17 protein-coding genes are annotated in these 14,901 nt (G+C 65.5%); 7 read left to right on the forward strand and 10 right to left on the reverse strand.

Features of this window, described 5'->3' with window-relative positions:
• Positions 1-39: 39 nt before the first annotated feature.
• Positions 40-1,431: a substrate-binding protein gene (locus tag VI340_RS00805; protein WP_336357569.1), complete on the reverse strand. Its 1,392-nt coding sequence runs from the start codon at positions 1,429-1,431 to the stop codon at positions 40-42.
• Positions 1,432-1,562: 131 nt separating this feature from the next.
• On the opposite strand from VI340_RS00805, the gene VI340_RS00810 reads away from it, so the two are divergent.
• The 4 genes from VI340_RS00810 (at position 1,563) to VI340_RS00825 (ending at position 4,762) form a co-directional block, all read left to right on the forward strand.
• Positions 1,563-2,414: a DUF7537 family lipoprotein gene (locus VI340_RS00810; RefSeq protein ID WP_336357570.1), complete on the forward strand. Its 852-nt coding sequence runs from the start codon at positions 1,563-1,565 to the stop codon at positions 2,412-2,414.
• 55 nt (positions 2,415-2,469) lie between these two features.
• Positions 2,470-3,048, forward strand: a complete 579-nt coding sequence (locus VI340_RS00815; protein WP_008311143.1) for a magnesium transporter — start codon at positions 2,470-2,472, stop codon at positions 3,046-3,048.
• The gene (locus VI340_RS00820; RefSeq protein ID WP_008311141.1) at positions 3,049-3,615 is read left to right on the forward strand and encodes a magnesium transporter; all 567 of its coding nucleotides are present in this window, start codon (positions 3,049-3,051) and stop codon (positions 3,613-3,615) included.
• Between the two features lie 100 nt (positions 3,616-3,715).
• Positions 3,716-4,762: a nucleoside recognition protein gene (locus VI340_RS00825; protein ID WP_336357571.1), complete on the forward strand. Its 1,047-nt coding sequence runs from the start codon at positions 3,716-3,718 to the stop codon at positions 4,760-4,762.
• A 21-nt stretch (positions 4,763-4,783) separates the two neighbouring features.
• Here the strand turns inward: VI340_RS00825 and VI340_RS00830 are convergent, their stop codons facing one another.
• Together VI340_RS00830 and VI340_RS00835 are read right to left on the reverse strand one after the other, a co-directional pair.
• Positions 4,784-5,518, reverse strand: a complete 735-nt coding sequence (locus VI340_RS00830; RefSeq protein ID WP_336357572.1) for a GNAT family N-acetyltransferase — start codon at positions 5,516-5,518, stop codon at positions 4,784-4,786.
• Between the two features lie 122 nt (positions 5,519-5,640).
• Positions 5,641-6,534 (reverse strand): CBS domain-containing protein, encoded by an 894-nt coding sequence (locus tag VI340_RS00835; RefSeq protein WP_336330316.1) that lies wholly within the window; start codon positions 6,532-6,534, stop codon positions 5,641-5,643.
• A gap of 87 nt (positions 6,535-6,621) precedes the next feature.
• On the opposite strand from VI340_RS00835, the gene VI340_RS00840 reads away from it, so the two are divergent.
• The 3 genes from VI340_RS00840 (at position 6,622) to VI340_RS00850 (ending at position 9,272) form a co-directional block, all read left to right on the forward strand.
• The gene (locus VI340_RS00840; protein ID WP_336357573.1) at positions 6,622-7,578 is read left to right on the forward strand and encodes a lamin tail domain-containing protein; all 957 of its coding nucleotides are present in this window, start codon (positions 6,622-6,624) and stop codon (positions 7,576-7,578) included.
• Positions 7,579-7,629: 51 nt separating this feature from the next.
• Positions 7,630-8,685: a molybdopterin-dependent oxidoreductase gene (locus tag VI340_RS00845; RefSeq protein WP_336330315.1), complete on the forward strand. Its 1,056-nt coding sequence runs from the start codon at positions 7,630-7,632 to the stop codon at positions 8,683-8,685.
• 242 nt (positions 8,686-8,927) lie between these two features.
• Positions 8,928-9,272: a hypothetical protein gene (locus VI340_RS00850; RefSeq protein WP_008311130.1), complete on the forward strand. Its 345-nt coding sequence runs from the start codon at positions 8,928-8,930 to the stop codon at positions 9,270-9,272.
• 57 nt (positions 9,273-9,329) lie between these two features.
• Here the strand turns inward: VI340_RS00850 and VI340_RS00855 are convergent, their stop codons facing one another.
• The 7 genes from VI340_RS00855 to VI340_RS00885 all read right to left on the reverse strand — a co-directional run bounded on the left by VI340_RS00855 (position 9,330) and on the right by VI340_RS00885 (position 14,812).
• The gene (locus VI340_RS00855; RefSeq protein WP_336330313.1) at positions 9,330-9,953 is read right to left on the reverse strand and encodes an HAD family hydrolase; all 624 of its coding nucleotides are present in this window, start codon (positions 9,951-9,953) and stop codon (positions 9,330-9,332) included.
• Complete coding sequence (locus VI340_RS00860; protein WP_008311126.1) at positions 9,950-10,372, reverse strand: RNA-binding domain-containing protein; 423 nt, start codon at positions 10,370-10,372, stop codon at positions 9,950-9,952. The genes VI340_RS00855 and VI340_RS00860 overlap by 4 nt, the downstream gene beginning before the upstream one ends.
• A complete protein-coding gene (locus tag VI340_RS00865) occupies positions 10,369-10,932 on the reverse strand; it encodes an AAA family ATPase (protein ID WP_008311125.1) in 564 nt (187 codons plus the stop codon). The genes VI340_RS00860 and VI340_RS00865 overlap by 4 nt, the downstream gene beginning before the upstream one ends.
• 51 nt (positions 10,933-10,983) lie before the next feature.
• The gene (locus VI340_RS00870) at positions 10,984-11,826 is read right to left on the reverse strand and encodes a polyprenyl synthetase family protein (protein WP_004594002.1); all 843 of its coding nucleotides are present in this window, start codon (positions 11,824-11,826) and stop codon (positions 10,984-10,986) included.
• 61 nt (positions 11,827-11,887) lie between these two features.
• Complete coding sequence (locus tag VI340_RS00875) at positions 11,888-12,838, reverse strand: electron transfer flavoprotein subunit alpha/FixB family protein (protein ID WP_008311122.1); 951 nt, start codon at positions 12,836-12,838, stop codon at positions 11,888-11,890.
• On the reverse strand, positions 12,838-13,629 hold the full coding sequence (locus VI340_RS00880) for an electron transfer flavoprotein subunit beta/FixA family protein (RefSeq protein ID WP_008311121.1): 792 nt from the start codon (positions 13,627-13,629) through the stop codon (positions 12,838-12,840). The genes VI340_RS00875 and VI340_RS00880 overlap by 1 nt, the downstream gene beginning before the upstream one ends.
• 85 nt (positions 13,630-13,714) lie before the next feature.
• Positions 13,715-14,812 (reverse strand): helix-turn-helix transcriptional regulator, encoded by a 1,098-nt coding sequence (locus VI340_RS00885; protein WP_336357574.1) that lies wholly within the window; start codon positions 14,810-14,812, stop codon positions 13,715-13,717.
• Between the last annotated feature and the right edge of the window lie 89 nt (positions 14,813-14,901).

The following is a 14,901-nucleotide window of genomic DNA, read 5'->3' on the forward strand; positions in this document are numbered from 1 at the left end:
TAAATCATGAGGGACACGGTCCCCTGTCCGGATTCCGTCCTATTCGTCGCCGTATTCGCCGAGTTCGCACTCTGCGGCCGGTCCGGAATCGCACGCGTATCCGACGTCGTCCCGGGACGTGATCTCGACAATGTCGATGAAGTTCCCGTCTGACTGTTCGCTCTCTGGCAGCCCCTGAGCGACCGGAATGTCCCGCTGGGCCTGGTGGTCGCAGGCACGCATCGTCTCCTCGCCCATGCCGATGTAGCTGTACTCGTAGTCCTCCAGTTGGCGGATGACCTCCGGCGGGTAGAACGTGCCCGCACGTTCGGCGGCGGCCGCGTACTGGAGCGTCTGCGAATAAGCGAGCTGGGCCGGGCCGGACGGGACGCGGTCGTACTCGTCCTGGAACGCCTGGGTGAACGCGTTCGACGCCTCGTTGTCGATCTGGGAGTCCCAGGCGATCGTTCCGTAGATGCCTTCGATGGAACCACCGGCGGCCTGTGCCATCGGGCGGTTGTACAGCGGGACGACGAGTTCCATGTCCTCGTCGATACCGGCATCGACGGCCTGCGAGACGGAGTTCGCGCCGTCCAGCCCGTAGTGGTTCAGGACGAGCACGTCCGCGCCGCTGTTTGCGGCCTCCGAGAGATACGAGGAGAAGTCGCTGGTCCCGAGCGGCGTCGGCACGCTGTCGACCTCTTCCCAGCCGATCTCCGAGAGGAACTGGTTCATCGAGTCCTGTTGGGTCTGGCCCCAGGAGTAGTCGGCGTACAGCTGGTAGAACTCGTTGTCCGAGCCGTACTCGCTTTCAAGCACCGGCGCGAGTGCCTGCCCGGTCATGTACGCGTTGAACATCTCCCGGAACCCGTACCGGGCGCAGTCTTTGCCGGTCGTGTCGTTGGAGTGCGTCAGACAGGCCATGAACATGACGTTCTGCGACTGACAGAGGCCCTGTACGGCGATGGCCACTGCGCTGGAAGAGCCGCCCGAGATCATCACCACGTCGTCCCGGTTTATCATTCGCGAGGCGGCCTGTCGAGCGGTATCGGCGTCGGTCGCCGTGTCGCCGTTCACCGAATCGACCGTGTACCCGAGGACGCCGTCGCCGCTGAGGTCCTCGAAGGTGTCCACCCAGCCACCCCCGTTGTTGAGGTGCTTCTGGGCGAGTTCGTACGCCCGTAGTTCGTCCTGGCCCTCTGAGGAGTAGGGCCCGGACTGTGGAACGTTGAACCCGAACGTGACCGTGTCGCCCTCGACCGGGAAGTTCCCGAGCGACGGGTAGTCGTCGCCACCATCGCCGCCACCGTCGCCACCATCGCCGCCATCGCCGCCACCATCGCCACCGTCGCCACCGGAACAACCGGCCAGTCCCGTCAGCCCTGCCACACCTGCAACGCCCGTACTCTTCAGCAACTGTCGTCGGTTGACCGTACTGCCATTAGTTGGCATGTTCCATACGGTGGTTCAATCTATCATAATAGTTTCGGTAGGTTAATCAACGGTTTCACATCTATGTACTGACAGATATCGGCTAAACGACGATCCGTAGACTTATTCCGATCTGATTGGTTTGCTAGAGCATGGCGAGGAATCTGCGTCGGCAGTTACTCGTCTTCATCGTCGTCGTTACCGCGGGCTGTGGGGGGTTCGGGTTCAGCGGCGGCGACGACTCGGCGACGCCGGTGACGCCCGCCCCGGTGCCGACCGACTCCGCGACCACGTATCCGGCCGGCGTCGGGGCGACAGGCGTCACCAGCCCATCTCTGCTCGGTTCCGCACACGGTGACCGTCTCAACGGAACCGGGTACACGCTGACGATGAACCGGACCGTCAGATATGCAAACGGGTCGTTGCGGTCCCACCTCCGAGTCCAGGTCGCGCTGGACGCGAGCCGGACACATCTCGCTAACATATCTGTCCGCGGCCCTGCCGCCCCGGTGCTCCTCGGTCGGCCGCCGGCGACCGCGTCGTTCTGGTCCGACGGCGATACGTATCTCCGCCGACTCGTGCGCGACAACCAGACGATCTACAACGAGTACGACCCGCCGGACAGCTACGCCGGAACGTGGCGGTACTGGGTTCACGCCGCCGCGTTGAACGGCCGTCCGGCCGCCGACGTCACTCGGACCGTTGCCCCGTTCCACACCCGGACCTTGCGGCCCCAGCAGTCAGACGGGACCACCTACGTCATCAGGGGGGACCGGCTACGGGAGAACACCTCGTCGACAGCGTGGGCGTCCCGGGAGAACGCGACGCTCGTCGCCCACGTCACGCAGTCGGGCCTTGTCCGCGACTACCGGACCGAGTACACGACGCTCACGGACGGCGACGAACCGGTCACCGTCACCAGAACTGTCAGGTTTACCGCGGTCGGCAACACGACGGTCGGACCGCCGCCGTGGCGTGACAGGGCGCAGTCGACTCCCGGTTGAGGGCGCGCCAGCGCTATCAGGGGGCTTTTTTTCGCTCGCCGCCCTTCGCCCTGCAATGACTGTCCGCGAGGTGGCACTCGAAGCCTACCGGGAGTCGCTCCCGGTACTGGCGCTCAGTGCGGTCGGCGGCCTCTTCGCGGGCGTCGTCCTCGGCGGCATGGACGCGGAGTTACAGGACGTCGCCGGGCTACTCGTGCTCGTGCCGGCGCTGCTTGCCACTCGGGGGAACGTCTACGGCTCGCTCGGCGCACGCCTGGGGTCGGCGCTCCATCAGGGGCTTATCGACCCGACGTTTTCTTTCGACGACGACCGCATCAACGCCGCCGTCGCGGCGGCACTGGCAAACGGCGTGCTCATCAGCGGCGTCGCCGCGGTGATGGCCGTCGCCCTGCTCGCCCTGGTCGGGCGACCGTCGGCCCCGCTCACAACCCTCGTCGCCATCGCGCTCATCGCGGGCTTCGTCTCCGGACTGCTGTTGACCATCGCCGTCGTCTCGGTCGTGTTCGTCGGCTACCGCCGCGGGCTCAATCCGGATACGCTGGCCGGCCCGGTCGTGACGACGACGGGCGACGTGGTGGGCATCGCGACGCTGCTGGGCGCGACCCGCCTCGTCCTCGCACTGGGGGGTGGCTGAGTGGCGGAGTTCGCCTCCCAGTGGTCGGTCTCGGGTATCGTCCGGACGATGTTTCCCATCCTGGTCGTGCTCACCGCTATCGAACTCGGGAGCGGCCTCGTACTCGATACCTTCGAGGGAACACTGCTGCAGTACCCGTCGCTGCTCGTACTCGTTCCGGTGACCATCGGGATGGCGGGCAACCTCGGCAGCATCCTCGCGGCGCGGTTCTCGACGGCGTTTCACCTCGGTCTTTTGTCATTCGCGGCGACCGATGACCGGCTTGCCGGCAACGCGATCGCCACCGTTGCCCTCGCGGTGACGCTGTTCCCGCTCGTCGGTGCCGGTGCGTGGCTCCTCCAGGCCGTCATCGGCGGCACTGCGCTCCCGCTCCGGACGGTCGTTCTGGTCGCGCTCGTCAGCGGGAGCCTGCTGGCGGTGCTGGCCATCGTCGTGACGACGGTGACGACCTACGCCGCCTACCGGTTCGAACTGGACCCCGACGACGTGGTCATTCCCGTCGTCACGAACGTCTGTGACGTGCTGGGCGTGGTGGTGCTGTTCGGCGCTGTGCGGGTGTTCGTGTGATCTGGTGAAGTGGCTGTGCTAGCCACAGACGCGATTGCTCGCTCAGCGCGATTCTGTCGCTACCGATGGGCATTTGCCAGCTAGACCACTACTTTCAGACGTGCAGTCGCTCGTCGCCGCCGTGCTTGGCCACCCCATAGTCGCTGTCCTCGGAGAGGTCGCTGTCCGGGTCCTCCGCATCACGCTTTTCCTCTCCTTTGGCGTGTTCCTCGCGGAACTGGCGGTCGCGTTCGGACTGGTCGAGAAAATTGCCGTTGTCTCGCGCTATCTCACGTCGCCGGCGAACCTCCCGGACGAGGTTGGCACCGCTATCCTGACGACGACGGCGTCGACGACCGCCGGCTACGGGATGCTCGCCGACTTCCGCGAGTCCGGCGTGCTGTCCGACCGCGCGACGATAATTGCCGTCACCATCAACACGTTCTTCGGCTTCGCCCAGCACATCATCACGTTCTACGCCCCGATACTCATCCCGATCCTGGGCTTTCGGGTGGGGGTGCTGTACGTCGCCACGCGGGGGCTCATCGCGCTGGCGATTACGCTGACCGGCATCGCCGCCGGTGCGGTCCTGCTGGACGCGTCCAACGTCGGTTGGTCGACCGCAAATACGGACCCGGCCCCTGACGGCGGGACGGCCGACGACGCGGGCGACGTGTTCGACGAGCGTCCGGAGAGCCGCCGGGCAGCGGTCAGGACGGCGTTCGACGCGACGGCCGAGAAGGTCCGGGACATCCTGCCCCGACTGGCGGCCATCTACGCCGTCGTCTCGCTGCTCGTCGCCTACGGTGACGAGATACTGGCGCTGGCCGGCAGCGACGGGGCCTCCGTCACCGCCGCCGCCGACGGGTTCGCGGGACTGCTGGGGCTGCCCGGCGCGGCCATCCCCGTCATCGCCGCCTACGCGCTCGACACGACCTCGGGGGCGACGGTCATCGCGCCGCTCATCAGAAACGGGACCTTCACCGCCCGGACCGCCGTGGCGACGATGCTCGTCGGCGGCATCATCTCCTTTGCCGTCTCGACGTTCAAGCGCTCGATTCCCTTCCAGTTCGGCATCTGGGGCCGGGAGTTCGGCACGAAGGTCATCGTCGTCAACACGGGGCTGAAAATCGTCTGGATCGCGCTGGCACTGGTCGTCCTGCTGTAGTGCGAAACCGGTGGTCCGCCGTCAGTCGAACGTGTAGGCCATCATCACCTCGTCGACCTGCTCGCCGTCGATGCTGTAGTGGTTCCGGCGGATACCCTCGGTGTTCCAGCCGTGGTCTTCGAGGAACACCATCGCGTTCTCCGTGATCGCCGGCACGCTGTTGTACAGCTTCCGGTAGCCGTTGGCCTTCGCCCAGTCCAGCCCGCGTTGCATGAGCTGGCTGCCGATGCCCTGGCCACGCTGCTCCTCCCTGACGCCGACGGTGAGCTGGGCCGTCTCGCGGAGCTTGTCCAGCTGTGGGAGGTCGAGGTGGCACCAGCCGATGACCTCCCCGTCGACCGTGGCGACGAAGAACACCCGCGATTCGACCGTGTTGTGTCGCGTGACAGCGTCCTCGTACAACAACTGCTCGGCGACGCTCTCGGCGACGACGTACGTGCCGTCGCTGGAGACGTTCCGAATGGTCTGGACGAGCCCCTCGAAGTCGTCGTTGTGGGCCGGCCGAATCGTGTACGTCAGCCCGTCTGTGGTGTGTTGCTCGACTGAGCCGACATCGAGCGCCAGCGTCAGGGTCCCGCCGTCGTCCTCGATGTAGCCCTTCGACAGAAGATGTGTCAGCGCCTCTTCGAACGCCTCCGGCGAGAGGTCTACCATCTCACGGACTCTGTGCCGTGCCGCCGTCCCGTGTCGCTCGACGTGCTGATACACCTCCATCGCGGCGCTCGTCTCGAAAGTCGGCCGTTCGACAGCGTCCATATCGAGTACATCTACTAGCAGAATATTAACAATTGTTATTCGGTAACACGAAACATGAAACGTGGTGGGAGTTCTGTCCGAGCAGTCCCGTCGACTGTGACGAGATGCGTCCGACTGTCGATTTAGACTGTGTCCGGAATCGGGTCGGAGATGACGACGGCGTCGCCTTCGATGACGCAGTTCCCCTCGGAATCGTCGACAGCCGTGGCCAGGCGGAACCGGTTGTCCTTGATGCGTTCGACGACCTCACAGCGGGCCGTGACCTCCTCGCCGATGTCGACGGGTCCCTGGTAGCTCAGCTCCTGGGAGAGGTATATCGTCAGCCCGGGGAGCCGGGCCAGGGCTGCGCTGATGATTCCCGAAACGAGCGTTCCGTGGGCGATCCGGCGACCGAACCGCGTCCCTTCGGCGAAGTCCGCGTCGAGGTGGAGTCTGTTCGTGTCGCCGCTCGCCTCGGCGAAGGCCTCCACATCGGCCTCGGATATCGTCTTGCTGAACCGGACGTGGTCACCGACGTCGATACCGTCGGCGGTCCCGTAGCTCTCGAACGTCCAGTCCTCGCTCTCGTACAGCGTGTCCGGTCGGGTGAACCGCTTTTGCTGTGGCGGCTCGCCGGTCGGTCCCTTCATGCGTGAGAGGTGCGGAATGTAGTCCGAGAGGTCGGTCGTCGTGACGATGCCGACGAGAGTCCCGTCCTCGACGACGGGCAGTTTCTTGATGTTGTTCGTCCGCAGCCGATCCACGGCCGTTTCGATGTCCGCGTCGGGCGTGATCGTCACCAGCGTCTCGGCCATTACGTCACCGACCGACAGCGCTCTGGTATCCCCCTCGGCTGCGGTGACGGCGACGATATCGCTCTCCGTGATGATGCCGACGCAGCCGCCGTCGTCCTCGACGACGAGCGAGCCGATATCCTCGTCGCGGAGGCGCTTCGCCGCCTCGATGACCGGCGCGTCGGGGCTGATGGTTTCGACCGGCGTCCGCATGATATCTCTAACTGGTAGCGGGACGAGCATCCTACCGGAACCCAGACATGGCAGACGTATAACAGTCCGCCCGACGACACCGGCACCCTTGTGTCGCCGGCCACCGATATCTCGACAATGCGTCGGCTCGCGTTCGGTCTCGTCGTCGTCCTCGTGGTCGCTGCCGGCTGCAGCGGCTTCACTACTTCTCCGTCTCAGCCCGCGGGGACCGCCGTTGACAGCCAGTCAGCAGTCGACGTTCCGGAGCCCGCTGTCACCGTGACCGTCACAGCTGTCGTCGACGGCGATACGATACAGGTCGCCTACGAGAACGGGACTGGTGACACGGTCCGACTGGTCGGTGTCGACACGCCCGAAGTCCACATCGAGAACGACCCCGCGGAGTTCGAGGGCGTCCCCGAGACCGACGCCGGTGCGTCCTGCCTCCGCAGGGCCGGCACGAACGCGTCGTCGCTCGCCAAGCAACAACTGCTGGGCGAGACAGTCGGGCTCGCGTTCGACCAGAATCTGGACCGCCGCGGCTACTACGACCGACTGCTGGCCTACGTCGTCCTCGACGGGACGCTGTTCAACTACCGACTCGTCGAGACTGGTCATGCGAGGGTATACGACAGTGAATTCTCCCGCACCGACCGATTCTACGCGGCCGAGGACGTTGCCCGCTCTGATCGGCGCGGGCTCTGGCGCTGTACGGACCCGGACGCAGTGACCCACACGGCTATCGCCGACGGCGGGACCGAGAGTGCCAGCGGCGTCGAGATCGCGGAAATCCACCCCGATGCGACGGGCAACGACAACGAGAACCTGAACGACGAGTACGTCACGCTCACGAACACCGGCGACGCGGCGCTCGACCTCTCAGGCTGGACAGTCAGCGACGAAGCCGGCCATCAGTACACGTTCGCGGACCTGACCCTCGACCCGAACGCATCGGTGACCCTGTACTCCGGTAGCGGAACCGACACCGACACGGAGCGGTACTGGGGCCGGAGCGGGGCGGTCTGGAACAACGACGGCGACACTGTCATCGTCCGGAACGCCAGCGGCGAGACGGTCCTGCGGCAGTCGTACTGACGCCGCTACGCAGGGATGGCAGTATAAACCGTTCCAGTGCTAACCGCTGGCATGGCCATCCGGCGGCTGACACCCACCCCACGGGCGGTCGACTGGGGGCTGTTCGCGGCGGTGGCGGCGCTGCTTGCCACCGGTGTCGCCACCATCTTCGCAGGCATCCCCAGCAGCGCGTGGATTATCGACCTCCACGCGCTCTCCGGCGTGGTTCTGACGCTCCTGTTGCCGGTGAAGCTCCGCCGTGTCGCCCATCGCGTCGCTCCGTCACGGCTGACCGGTGCCCGCGTCCTTTCGGTCGTTCTGGCCGCGGTCGCACTGGGCGCGCTCGGCACCGGTGTCTGGTGGATATTCGGCGGCACGCTCGACCTCGGGCCGTGGGGGTTGTTTCACCTGCACGTCGCGCTCGGCCTGCTGGTCCCGCCACTGCTACTGGTGCATCTCCGTGCTCGGTTCTACTCTCCAAGACAGGCCATCCGGGGCGGCCGCCGGGACGTCCTCCGGTACGCCGGGCTGGTGACTGCCGGCGCGCTCCTCTGGCGAGTTCAGGGGCCAGTCAACGACGCGCTCGACTCGGCCGGCGCGGACCGCCGGTACACCGGTTCGCGGGAGGAAGGGACCGACGATGGCAACCGGTTTCCCGTCACCAGTTGGGTCGCCGACGACCCGGACCCGGTCGACGCGGCCGACTGGTCGCTGTCGGTTGCCGGCCGAGTCGCTCAGGAGACCAGCTACGCTGCCGGCGAACTCTCGCCGGACGCGACCGAATCGGCGATACTTGACTGTACGAGCGGCTGGTACTCCGGCCACGAGTGGCAGGGCGTTCGGGTCGGTGACCTGCTCGACGCCGCCGACCCCGACGACGCGGCGGCGTGGGTCCAGTTCCGCTCGGTGACCGGCTACCGGTGGAGCCTCCCGCTGTCGGAGGCCCGCGATGCCGTGCTGGCTACCCACGTCGACGGCGAGCGCCTGGCCCACGGGCACGGCTACCCGCTCCGACTCGTCGCACCGGGCCGCCGTGGCTTCCAGTGGGTGAAGTGGGTCGAGTCGGTTCGGGTCAGCAAGCGCCGCGAACTCGGTGAGTGGCTCGCGATATTCGTGAGCGGGCTCTGAGTTTGCTCGTGTGCTCCAGCAACAGAGCAGTCGCCGTTCTCTCGGGGTAATCCCGCGTGGAAAGAGGGGATTACCCGCAGTATCTGCTCACTTCGGACGGGTACACCCCGACGCACTGTCTCTCTACGCTGACTCGGCGCTCAGCACAGTACGACAGGCCCAGCGGTCGAAAGAGCAGCTTACCACTGTAGTTGTCATTGAAGCTACCACTAACGAAGTGCTGTGGAGCAGTAGCGGGGGCTATGAACTGGCGGCAGCCCGCCCGACTCACCGGCCCGTCGAACACCGCCGTCGCCCTGTGGGCGGTTGCCGTCGCCTTCTTCGGCGTCGGTGACCTCGTCACGACGCTTGTCGGCTACAGCATCACCGGCGTGACGGAACTCAGCCCGGTCGTCAGGCTACTGCTGGAACGGCATGCACTGCTGGTGTTGACTGGCCTGAAAGCCTTCGTATTCGTTGGCTTTTTCGCCATCTGGAAGTACGTCTCCTGGCCGTACTCCATCGGTGTCCCGCTCGGACTGGCGCTGCTGGGCGTCGCGGTGACGGCGTGGAACACCGGCATCATCCTCACCGCCCTTCTGGCCTGAAACCGCCGGCTGACCGCCTCTGATACCCACGGCGTTCTGTGCCGGCAGTTGTATGTGCTACACCAGCGCGTCGATAGAATCCCAGAGGTCCGGCCCGCCGTCGTCGCCCGACTCGTAGTGAATCGGTACGAAACCGGCGTTGCGGGCGCCCTCAACGTCGGTTTCGTACTCGTTACCGACCATCACATACTCGTCGGCCGGTAGTTCCTCCCGGACCCGGTCGAACGGCGCGCTGTCCGGTTTGTGTGCGCCGACCTCGTAGGAGGCGACGAAGCGGTCGAACAGGTCGGTCAGCCCGTGGTGGTCGAGCTTGCCGACCTGCCGCTCCCGGACGCCGTTGGTGACGATCGCGAGTTGGTTGTCGGCAGCGAGTGCGGTCAGGCTATCCCGGGCCGCGTCGGGTACGGTCGTCGACGCGTACTCGGTCTCTCTGAGTGTCTCGACCACCGCATCGAGGTCGGCGTCCGCTCCGGCCGCCTCGACGACGGCGGCCATAGATTGACGGTACGGCTCCGGTTCCAGTGCCTCGAAGGCCGTATAAAACGCGTCTTTGCTAACCGCCCGGAGTTCGTCCGTGTACTCGATACCGTGGGCCTCGACCGTCCGGCGGATGATGTTCTTGTACGGCTCCGGGTAGTGGACGACCGTGTCGTCGAGGTCGAAACAGATGGTCGTCGTCATGTCTCCTCGTCGTAGACCGGCTGGCCGTCCTCGGTCGGCGGCGCGACGTAGTCGATGTACTCCTCGGCCGTCGGTTCGTGGACGGTCACGTTCACATGGATATCGCCCAGTTCCGAGGGGTCACCGACCGCGAAGTTGATACGCCCCTCGAACGCCGCTTGCTTCTTCACGTCGAACGCGAAGGTGTCCTCCTCCAGATTATCGAAGAAGACCGACCGGGCTGTATCCAGGATTTCCCGTCGGTGGAGCAGCTCGGAGAACCCGTCCATCGTGTGGACTTCGGCGACGAGTGTACCCTGCTGGTGAGTCGGGTCGGCCTCAGGGAAGAGGTTCCGGACCGCGTCAGCGACCCGGTCGGTCACTTCAGTGTCGTTGACGGGGGCCTCGATTCGGATGTCGACGGAGTAGACGGCGCTCATTGGTCGAGTGCCTCCGGTCCGTCCCGAATCAGTGTGCGGACGGTCCGCTGGAACGCGGCCAGCGTCTCCGTGTTCTCGATGGTCAGGTCGGCCATCTCCATGGCCTCGCCCATCCCGAAGCCGAGTTCGCGAGCGTCGCGGTCTTCAAGCGATTCGCCGCCGTCCTCCGCCGAGGTGTCCCGCCCACGGAGGTCGAGGCGGTCGGCCCGCAGTTCGAACGGGGCGTCTATCTCGACGAGCAGGAACCCGTCGCCGAACGCCGACTCGAACGCCTCGACTTCCACATCCGACCGGATACCGTCGACGAGAACGGTGTCGTTCGATTCGAGTTCCGCCTCGATCATCGGTAGCGAGCGCTCGGCGATGGCGGCGGGACCGTTCTCCGCCCGGAGCGCCTTTGCAACCGTCCCGTGGTCCGATGCGGGGTCCAGTCCGCGGTCACGGCACTCCTCGCGGATGACGTCGCCCATCGTCACGACCGGCACGCCCATCTCGGCGGCGACGTTCGCTGCCTCGCTTTTCCCGCTGCCCGGCAGCCCGACGATACCGATAACTGTCATTGCCGGGCGTAATCGAGCAGCGGGCAAAAGCCCTCTCGTTCGGATCGGTCCTCACCGCTCGCGGACGACGACGAACTCCGCGAGGTCCCGCAGGTACTCCATCGACTGGGATTCCGGGGCGTCGATAGTCGACAGCGACTCCAGCGCGGCGTCGGACTCGGCCCGCGCTCGTTCGTTTGCCTCCTCGGTCGTCAGTTCCGTCACTTCCACCAGCGACGGCCGCTCCATCTCCGCGTCGGTCCCGGCCGGCTTGCCCAGCGTTTCGGCGTCGGCCGTCGCATCGAGTACGTCGTCACGCATCTGGAAGGCGACGCCGACCCGTTCGGCGTACTGGCCGACCGCCTCGACCGTGTACGGGTCCGAGTCGGCGGCGATAGCGCCAAGTTCCGCCGCAGCGCGGAACAGCGCCCCGGTCTTTCGGCGGGCCAGTTCCATGTACTCCTTCTCGTTAGAGGGCTCCGCGACCAGTTCCATCGCCTCGCCTTCGCCCAGTTCGACCATCGACTCGGAGACGGTCTGCATGGCGCGCTCGTCCGTCGAGAAAAGATTGAATGCCTCACCGAGCAGGCCGTCGGAGGCGATGATGGCCGGGCCGTGGCCGAAGGCTTCCCAGGCAGCCGGGGACCCCCGCCGGAGTTCTGACTCGTCGATGATGTCGTCGATGACCAGTGAGGCGTTGTGGACGAGTTCGATGCCGACCGCGAAATCGACGGCATCGGCCGGCTCCCCACCCAGCGCCTCACACACCAGCACTGTCACCGTCGGCCGCACCCGCTTCCCCCCGGAAAGCGCCACATGACGCACTTCGTCTGCGAGTTCGTCCGGCTCCACGCTGTCGAGGACAGCCTCCAACCGCTCCTCGACCCGGTCCCGCCGGCGCTCGAGATACTCCATTACCGCTCCCTTAGGACTACCATAAAAAGTACCTTGTCACCCGCGATTCAGTGTGTGGTGGCTACTTGAACTGTTCGATGAGTGCCGGGACGACCTCGAACAGGTCATCCTGAATGCCGTAGTCGGCGATATCGAAGATCGGCGCGTTCGGGTCGGTGTTGATGGCGACAATCGTGTCCGAGCCCTTCATCCCGGCGACGTGCTGGACGGCCCCGGAGATGCCGATAGCGATGTACACGTCCGGGGTGACGACTTTCCCGCTCTGGCCGACCTGACGGTCCTTCGCCAGCCAGCCGTTGTCGATGAGCGGCCGCGAACCCGACACCGTCGCGTCCAGCGCCTCGGCGAGGTCGTGGATGATATCCAGGTTCTCCTCTTCTTCGATACCGCGGCCGACGGACACCAGCACGTCCGCGTCCGTGATGTCGATGTCACCACCGCCGACCTCCTCGAAGCCTTTCACGGTAGACCTGACGGCGCTCTCGTCGATGGTCGCGTCGAACGCTTCGATGGCAGCATCCCCGTCCGCTTCGATGGTCGGCCACTCGGCCGGACGGATGGTCACGGCCGCCTGGTCGGCGTGGACGTCGATCGTCGTTTCGGCTTTCGAGCCGTACAGTTCTCGGGTTGCAGTGAGGCCGTCCTCGGCGTCGATATCGACCACGTCGGTCACGAGCGGCCGGTCCAGCCGGTTAGCGACCGCTGGCGCGTAATCGAGGCCGTTGACGCTGTTTGGCATCAGGAGGACGGTCGGGTCCAGCTCCGTGGCCAGCTGGGTGACGACCTGCGTGTACACGTCGTGGTTGAACTCCTCGCCGATATCGACGGTGTGGACGGTGTCGACGCCCTCGCGGTTCAGCTCCGCCCCGAACGCCTCGACGTCACCGCCGATGACGGCGGTGTGTAGCTCGCCGCCGAGTTCGTCGGCGAGATCGCGACCGGCTGCTAACTGTTCCAGGCTCACTGGGCGGAGCTCCCCGCGCCGGTGTTCGGCGATAGCGAGAACTGACATTAGCTGGTCACCCCCTTCTCCGCGAGCAGTTCAGCCAACTCGGTCGCCGTTTCCTCGGGACTCCCCTCGAACACCGTCGCCTCGCCCTCGGTTTCAGGCTCGTACAGCGAAGTCTGTTCCAGCGGGCTCTCGATCCCGGCCGCGTCGAGGCCGATGTCCGCCAGGCTGTACTCCGCGAGCTCCTTGCTCTGGGCCTGCCGGATGCCCCGAAGGCTCGCGTAGCGTGGGTCGTTGATCCCGGTCTGTATCGTCAGGACGGCCGGAATCTCGATGTCGGTGAGTTCCTCGACGCCGCCTTCCAGTTCTCGGTGGACGCTGGCGACACCTGCCTCCAGATCGAGGTCGAGATCGTTGACGACAGCGCCCCACTCCATGTCGAGTTTGTCGGCCAGCGTGACGCCGGTCGCCCCGAACCCGTCGTCGGCGGACTGGACACCGGTCAGCACCAGATCGGGGTCTTCCTCGGCAGCGACGGCGGCCAGCACTTGGGCCTTCGTTTCGGGGTCCAGCAGGCCGGCGTCATCGAGTGCGTCGTCCCAGACACGGATCGCTCGGTCGGCCCCTTTCGCCAGCGCTTGCCGGATCGTTTCGTCCGTCTCGGACGGGCCGATAGTGGCGGTGACGACCTCGACGTCGTCGTGGGCCTCCTTTATCTGGACGGCCGCTTCGACAGCGTACTCGTCCCACTCGTTGAGGTCGGCTGTGACGTACCGGTCGTCGATAGCGAGTCCGTCGATCTCGAACTCGTCGTCGACGGCTGCCACCTCCTTCACCGTGACAAGGATTTTCATGCTGAGACGTCCGACCGGACAGCGAATAAACGTTTTCGAACCAGAAACCACGCCCGGCTCGTTTACAGTCAAATAGTCCGGACAGTTACTCGTCGAAGTCGGTGATCTCTTCGTCCGGGAACGAAATGAGGTTCTCCCGACCGATACGGAGTTTGTCGATGCGGCCCTCCTCGTCCATCGCTGAGAGCAACTGCGACACCTTCGCGTTCGACCACCCGGTCTCGGAGACGATGCGAGCCTGCTTCATCCGTCCGCCGTTTTCTTCCAGGAGCCGTTCGACGCGTTCCTCGTCGCTCAGCAGTTCGACGTCGACGTCGTCCGAGGCTGCGGTGTCGCTCGCCGGGGCTGCCGTCCCGGCACTGTCGTCTCCGTCGTCGTCGGTCCCGGCAGCAACCGATGGCAGCGCGTCAGTGTATCCGGTCTTGAACATGTAACCGACGGCCCCGACGAGCAGCACCATCAGCACGACCCCGCCGATCCAGGTCGAGTCGACGCCGCCGAACATCGATCCAGGGGTTTCTGCCGGCGTCTGGGTAGTCGGTTGTTCGCCAGTGTAAACGACGGACAGGTACCCCGGCTCGAACGTCCGTCGCCCCTCGAAAATCAGCTTTCCGTCGTCGACGGCGCTCGGGGCGCTCTCTACCCCGTACTCAGGCGGTGGCGAGATAACGAGTCGCTGGTCCGCAGTTAGCGTCCCGAACCACGTACCGTCCGTTGAATTGAACGCGTCCCCGACGACGATGTTCTCGCCGGTGACGACTGCGAAGTTCGTCCACGTAAACTCGAGGATCAGTTGCCCCTTGCGGTCTGACACCTCGTACCGACGGTCGACGTCGGTAATCTCCATCTCGCGGCCGGTGACGGCACTGGCCTCGTCGCTCGCCTCCCGGAACGACGGCAGCCACACTGCCTCGGTGTCCTCGCTGGCGAACTGCTCACCGGTGTTTCTAAACGACTCAGTTTCGGATTCGTCGAGCGCGTAGGTGTCTGTTATCGTCCACTTGGCATCGCCGTTCGATTGGATCTGGAGAGCGAACGTCGTGTTCTCCGCGACCGGTGCCGGCGTCCCGGTCGTCTGCTGGGCGGGGACGGTATCCGTTGCCGCCGCTGTCGCAAGCGGCGGGGTCGCCAACAGGGCAAACAGGACAAGGAGGAGGAGGGCACCTGATACCCGCGGGGTCATTCTCGTTCACCGATGAACGTTCTGGGGGCAAAACCCTTTCCATCCGAGAATAAAACGTCAGCGGGCGCTTTGAAAGGTCTCGTGGCTTC

Origin of the sequence: Haloarcula sp. CGMCC 1.6347, from assembly GCF_037078395.1 — an archaeon.
Lineage (GTDB): Archaea > Halobacteriota > Halobacteria > Halobacteriales > Haloarculaceae > Haloarcula > Haloarcula amylolytica.

Excerpts from the sequence above, each read along its gene's own strand:
- VI340_RS00875 (WP_008311122.1), bottom strand. The coding sequence starts at position 12,838 with ATGTCAGTTCTCGCTATCGCCGAACACCGGCGCGGGGAGCTCCGCCCA.
- VI340_RS00840 (WP_336357573.1), top strand. The coding sequence starts at position 6,622 with ATGCGTCGGCTCGCGTTCGGTCTCGTCGTCGTCCTCGTGGTCGCTGCC.
- VI340_RS00810 (WP_336357570.1), top strand. The coding sequence starts at position 1,563 with ATGGCGAGGAATCTGCGTCGGCAGTTACTCGTCTTCATCGTCGTCGTT.
- VI340_RS00880 (WP_008311121.1), bottom strand. The coding sequence starts at position 13,629 with ATGAAAATCCTTGTCACGGTGAAGGAGGTGGCAGCCGTCGACGACGAG.
- VI340_RS00815 (WP_008311143.1), top strand. The coding sequence starts at position 2,470 with ATGACTGTCCGCGAGGTGGCACTCGAAGCCTACCGGGAGTCGCTCCCG.
- VI340_RS00835 (WP_336330316.1), bottom strand. The coding sequence starts at position 6,534 with ATGCTCGTCCCGCTACCAGTTAGAGATATCATGCGGACGCCGGTCGAA.
- VI340_RS00855 (WP_336330313.1), bottom strand. The coding sequence starts at position 9,953 with ATGACGACGACCATCTGTTTCGACCTCGACGACACGGTCGTCCACTAC.
- VI340_RS00870 (WP_004594002.1), bottom strand. The coding sequence starts at position 11,826 with ATGGAGTATCTCGAGCGCCGGCGGGACCGGGTCGAGGAGCGGTTGGAG.
- VI340_RS00850 (WP_008311130.1), top strand. The coding sequence starts at position 8,928 with ATGAACTGGCGGCAGCCCGCCCGACTCACCGGCCCGTCGAACACCGCC.
- VI340_RS00865 (WP_008311125.1), bottom strand. The coding sequence starts at position 10,932 with ATGACAGTTATCGGTATCGTCGGGCTGCCGGGCAGCGGGAAAAGCGAG.
- VI340_RS00805 (WP_336357569.1), bottom strand. The coding sequence starts at position 1,431 with ATGCCAACTAATGGCAGTACGGTCAACCGACGACAGTTGCTGAAGAGT.
- VI340_RS00830 (WP_336357572.1), bottom strand. The coding sequence starts at position 5,518 with ATGGACGCTGTCGAACGGCCGACTTTCGAGACGAGCGCCGCGATGGAG.
- VI340_RS00845 (WP_336330315.1), top strand. The coding sequence starts at position 7,630 with ATGGCCATCCGGCGGCTGACACCCACCCCACGGGCGGTCGACTGGGGG.
- VI340_RS00885 (WP_336357574.1), bottom strand. The coding sequence starts at position 14,812 with ATGACCCCGCGGGTATCAGGTGCCCTCCTCCTCCTTGTCCTGTTTGCC.
- VI340_RS00860 (WP_008311126.1), bottom strand. The coding sequence starts at position 10,372 with ATGAGCGCCGTCTACTCCGTCGACATCCGAATCGAGGCCCCCGTCAAC.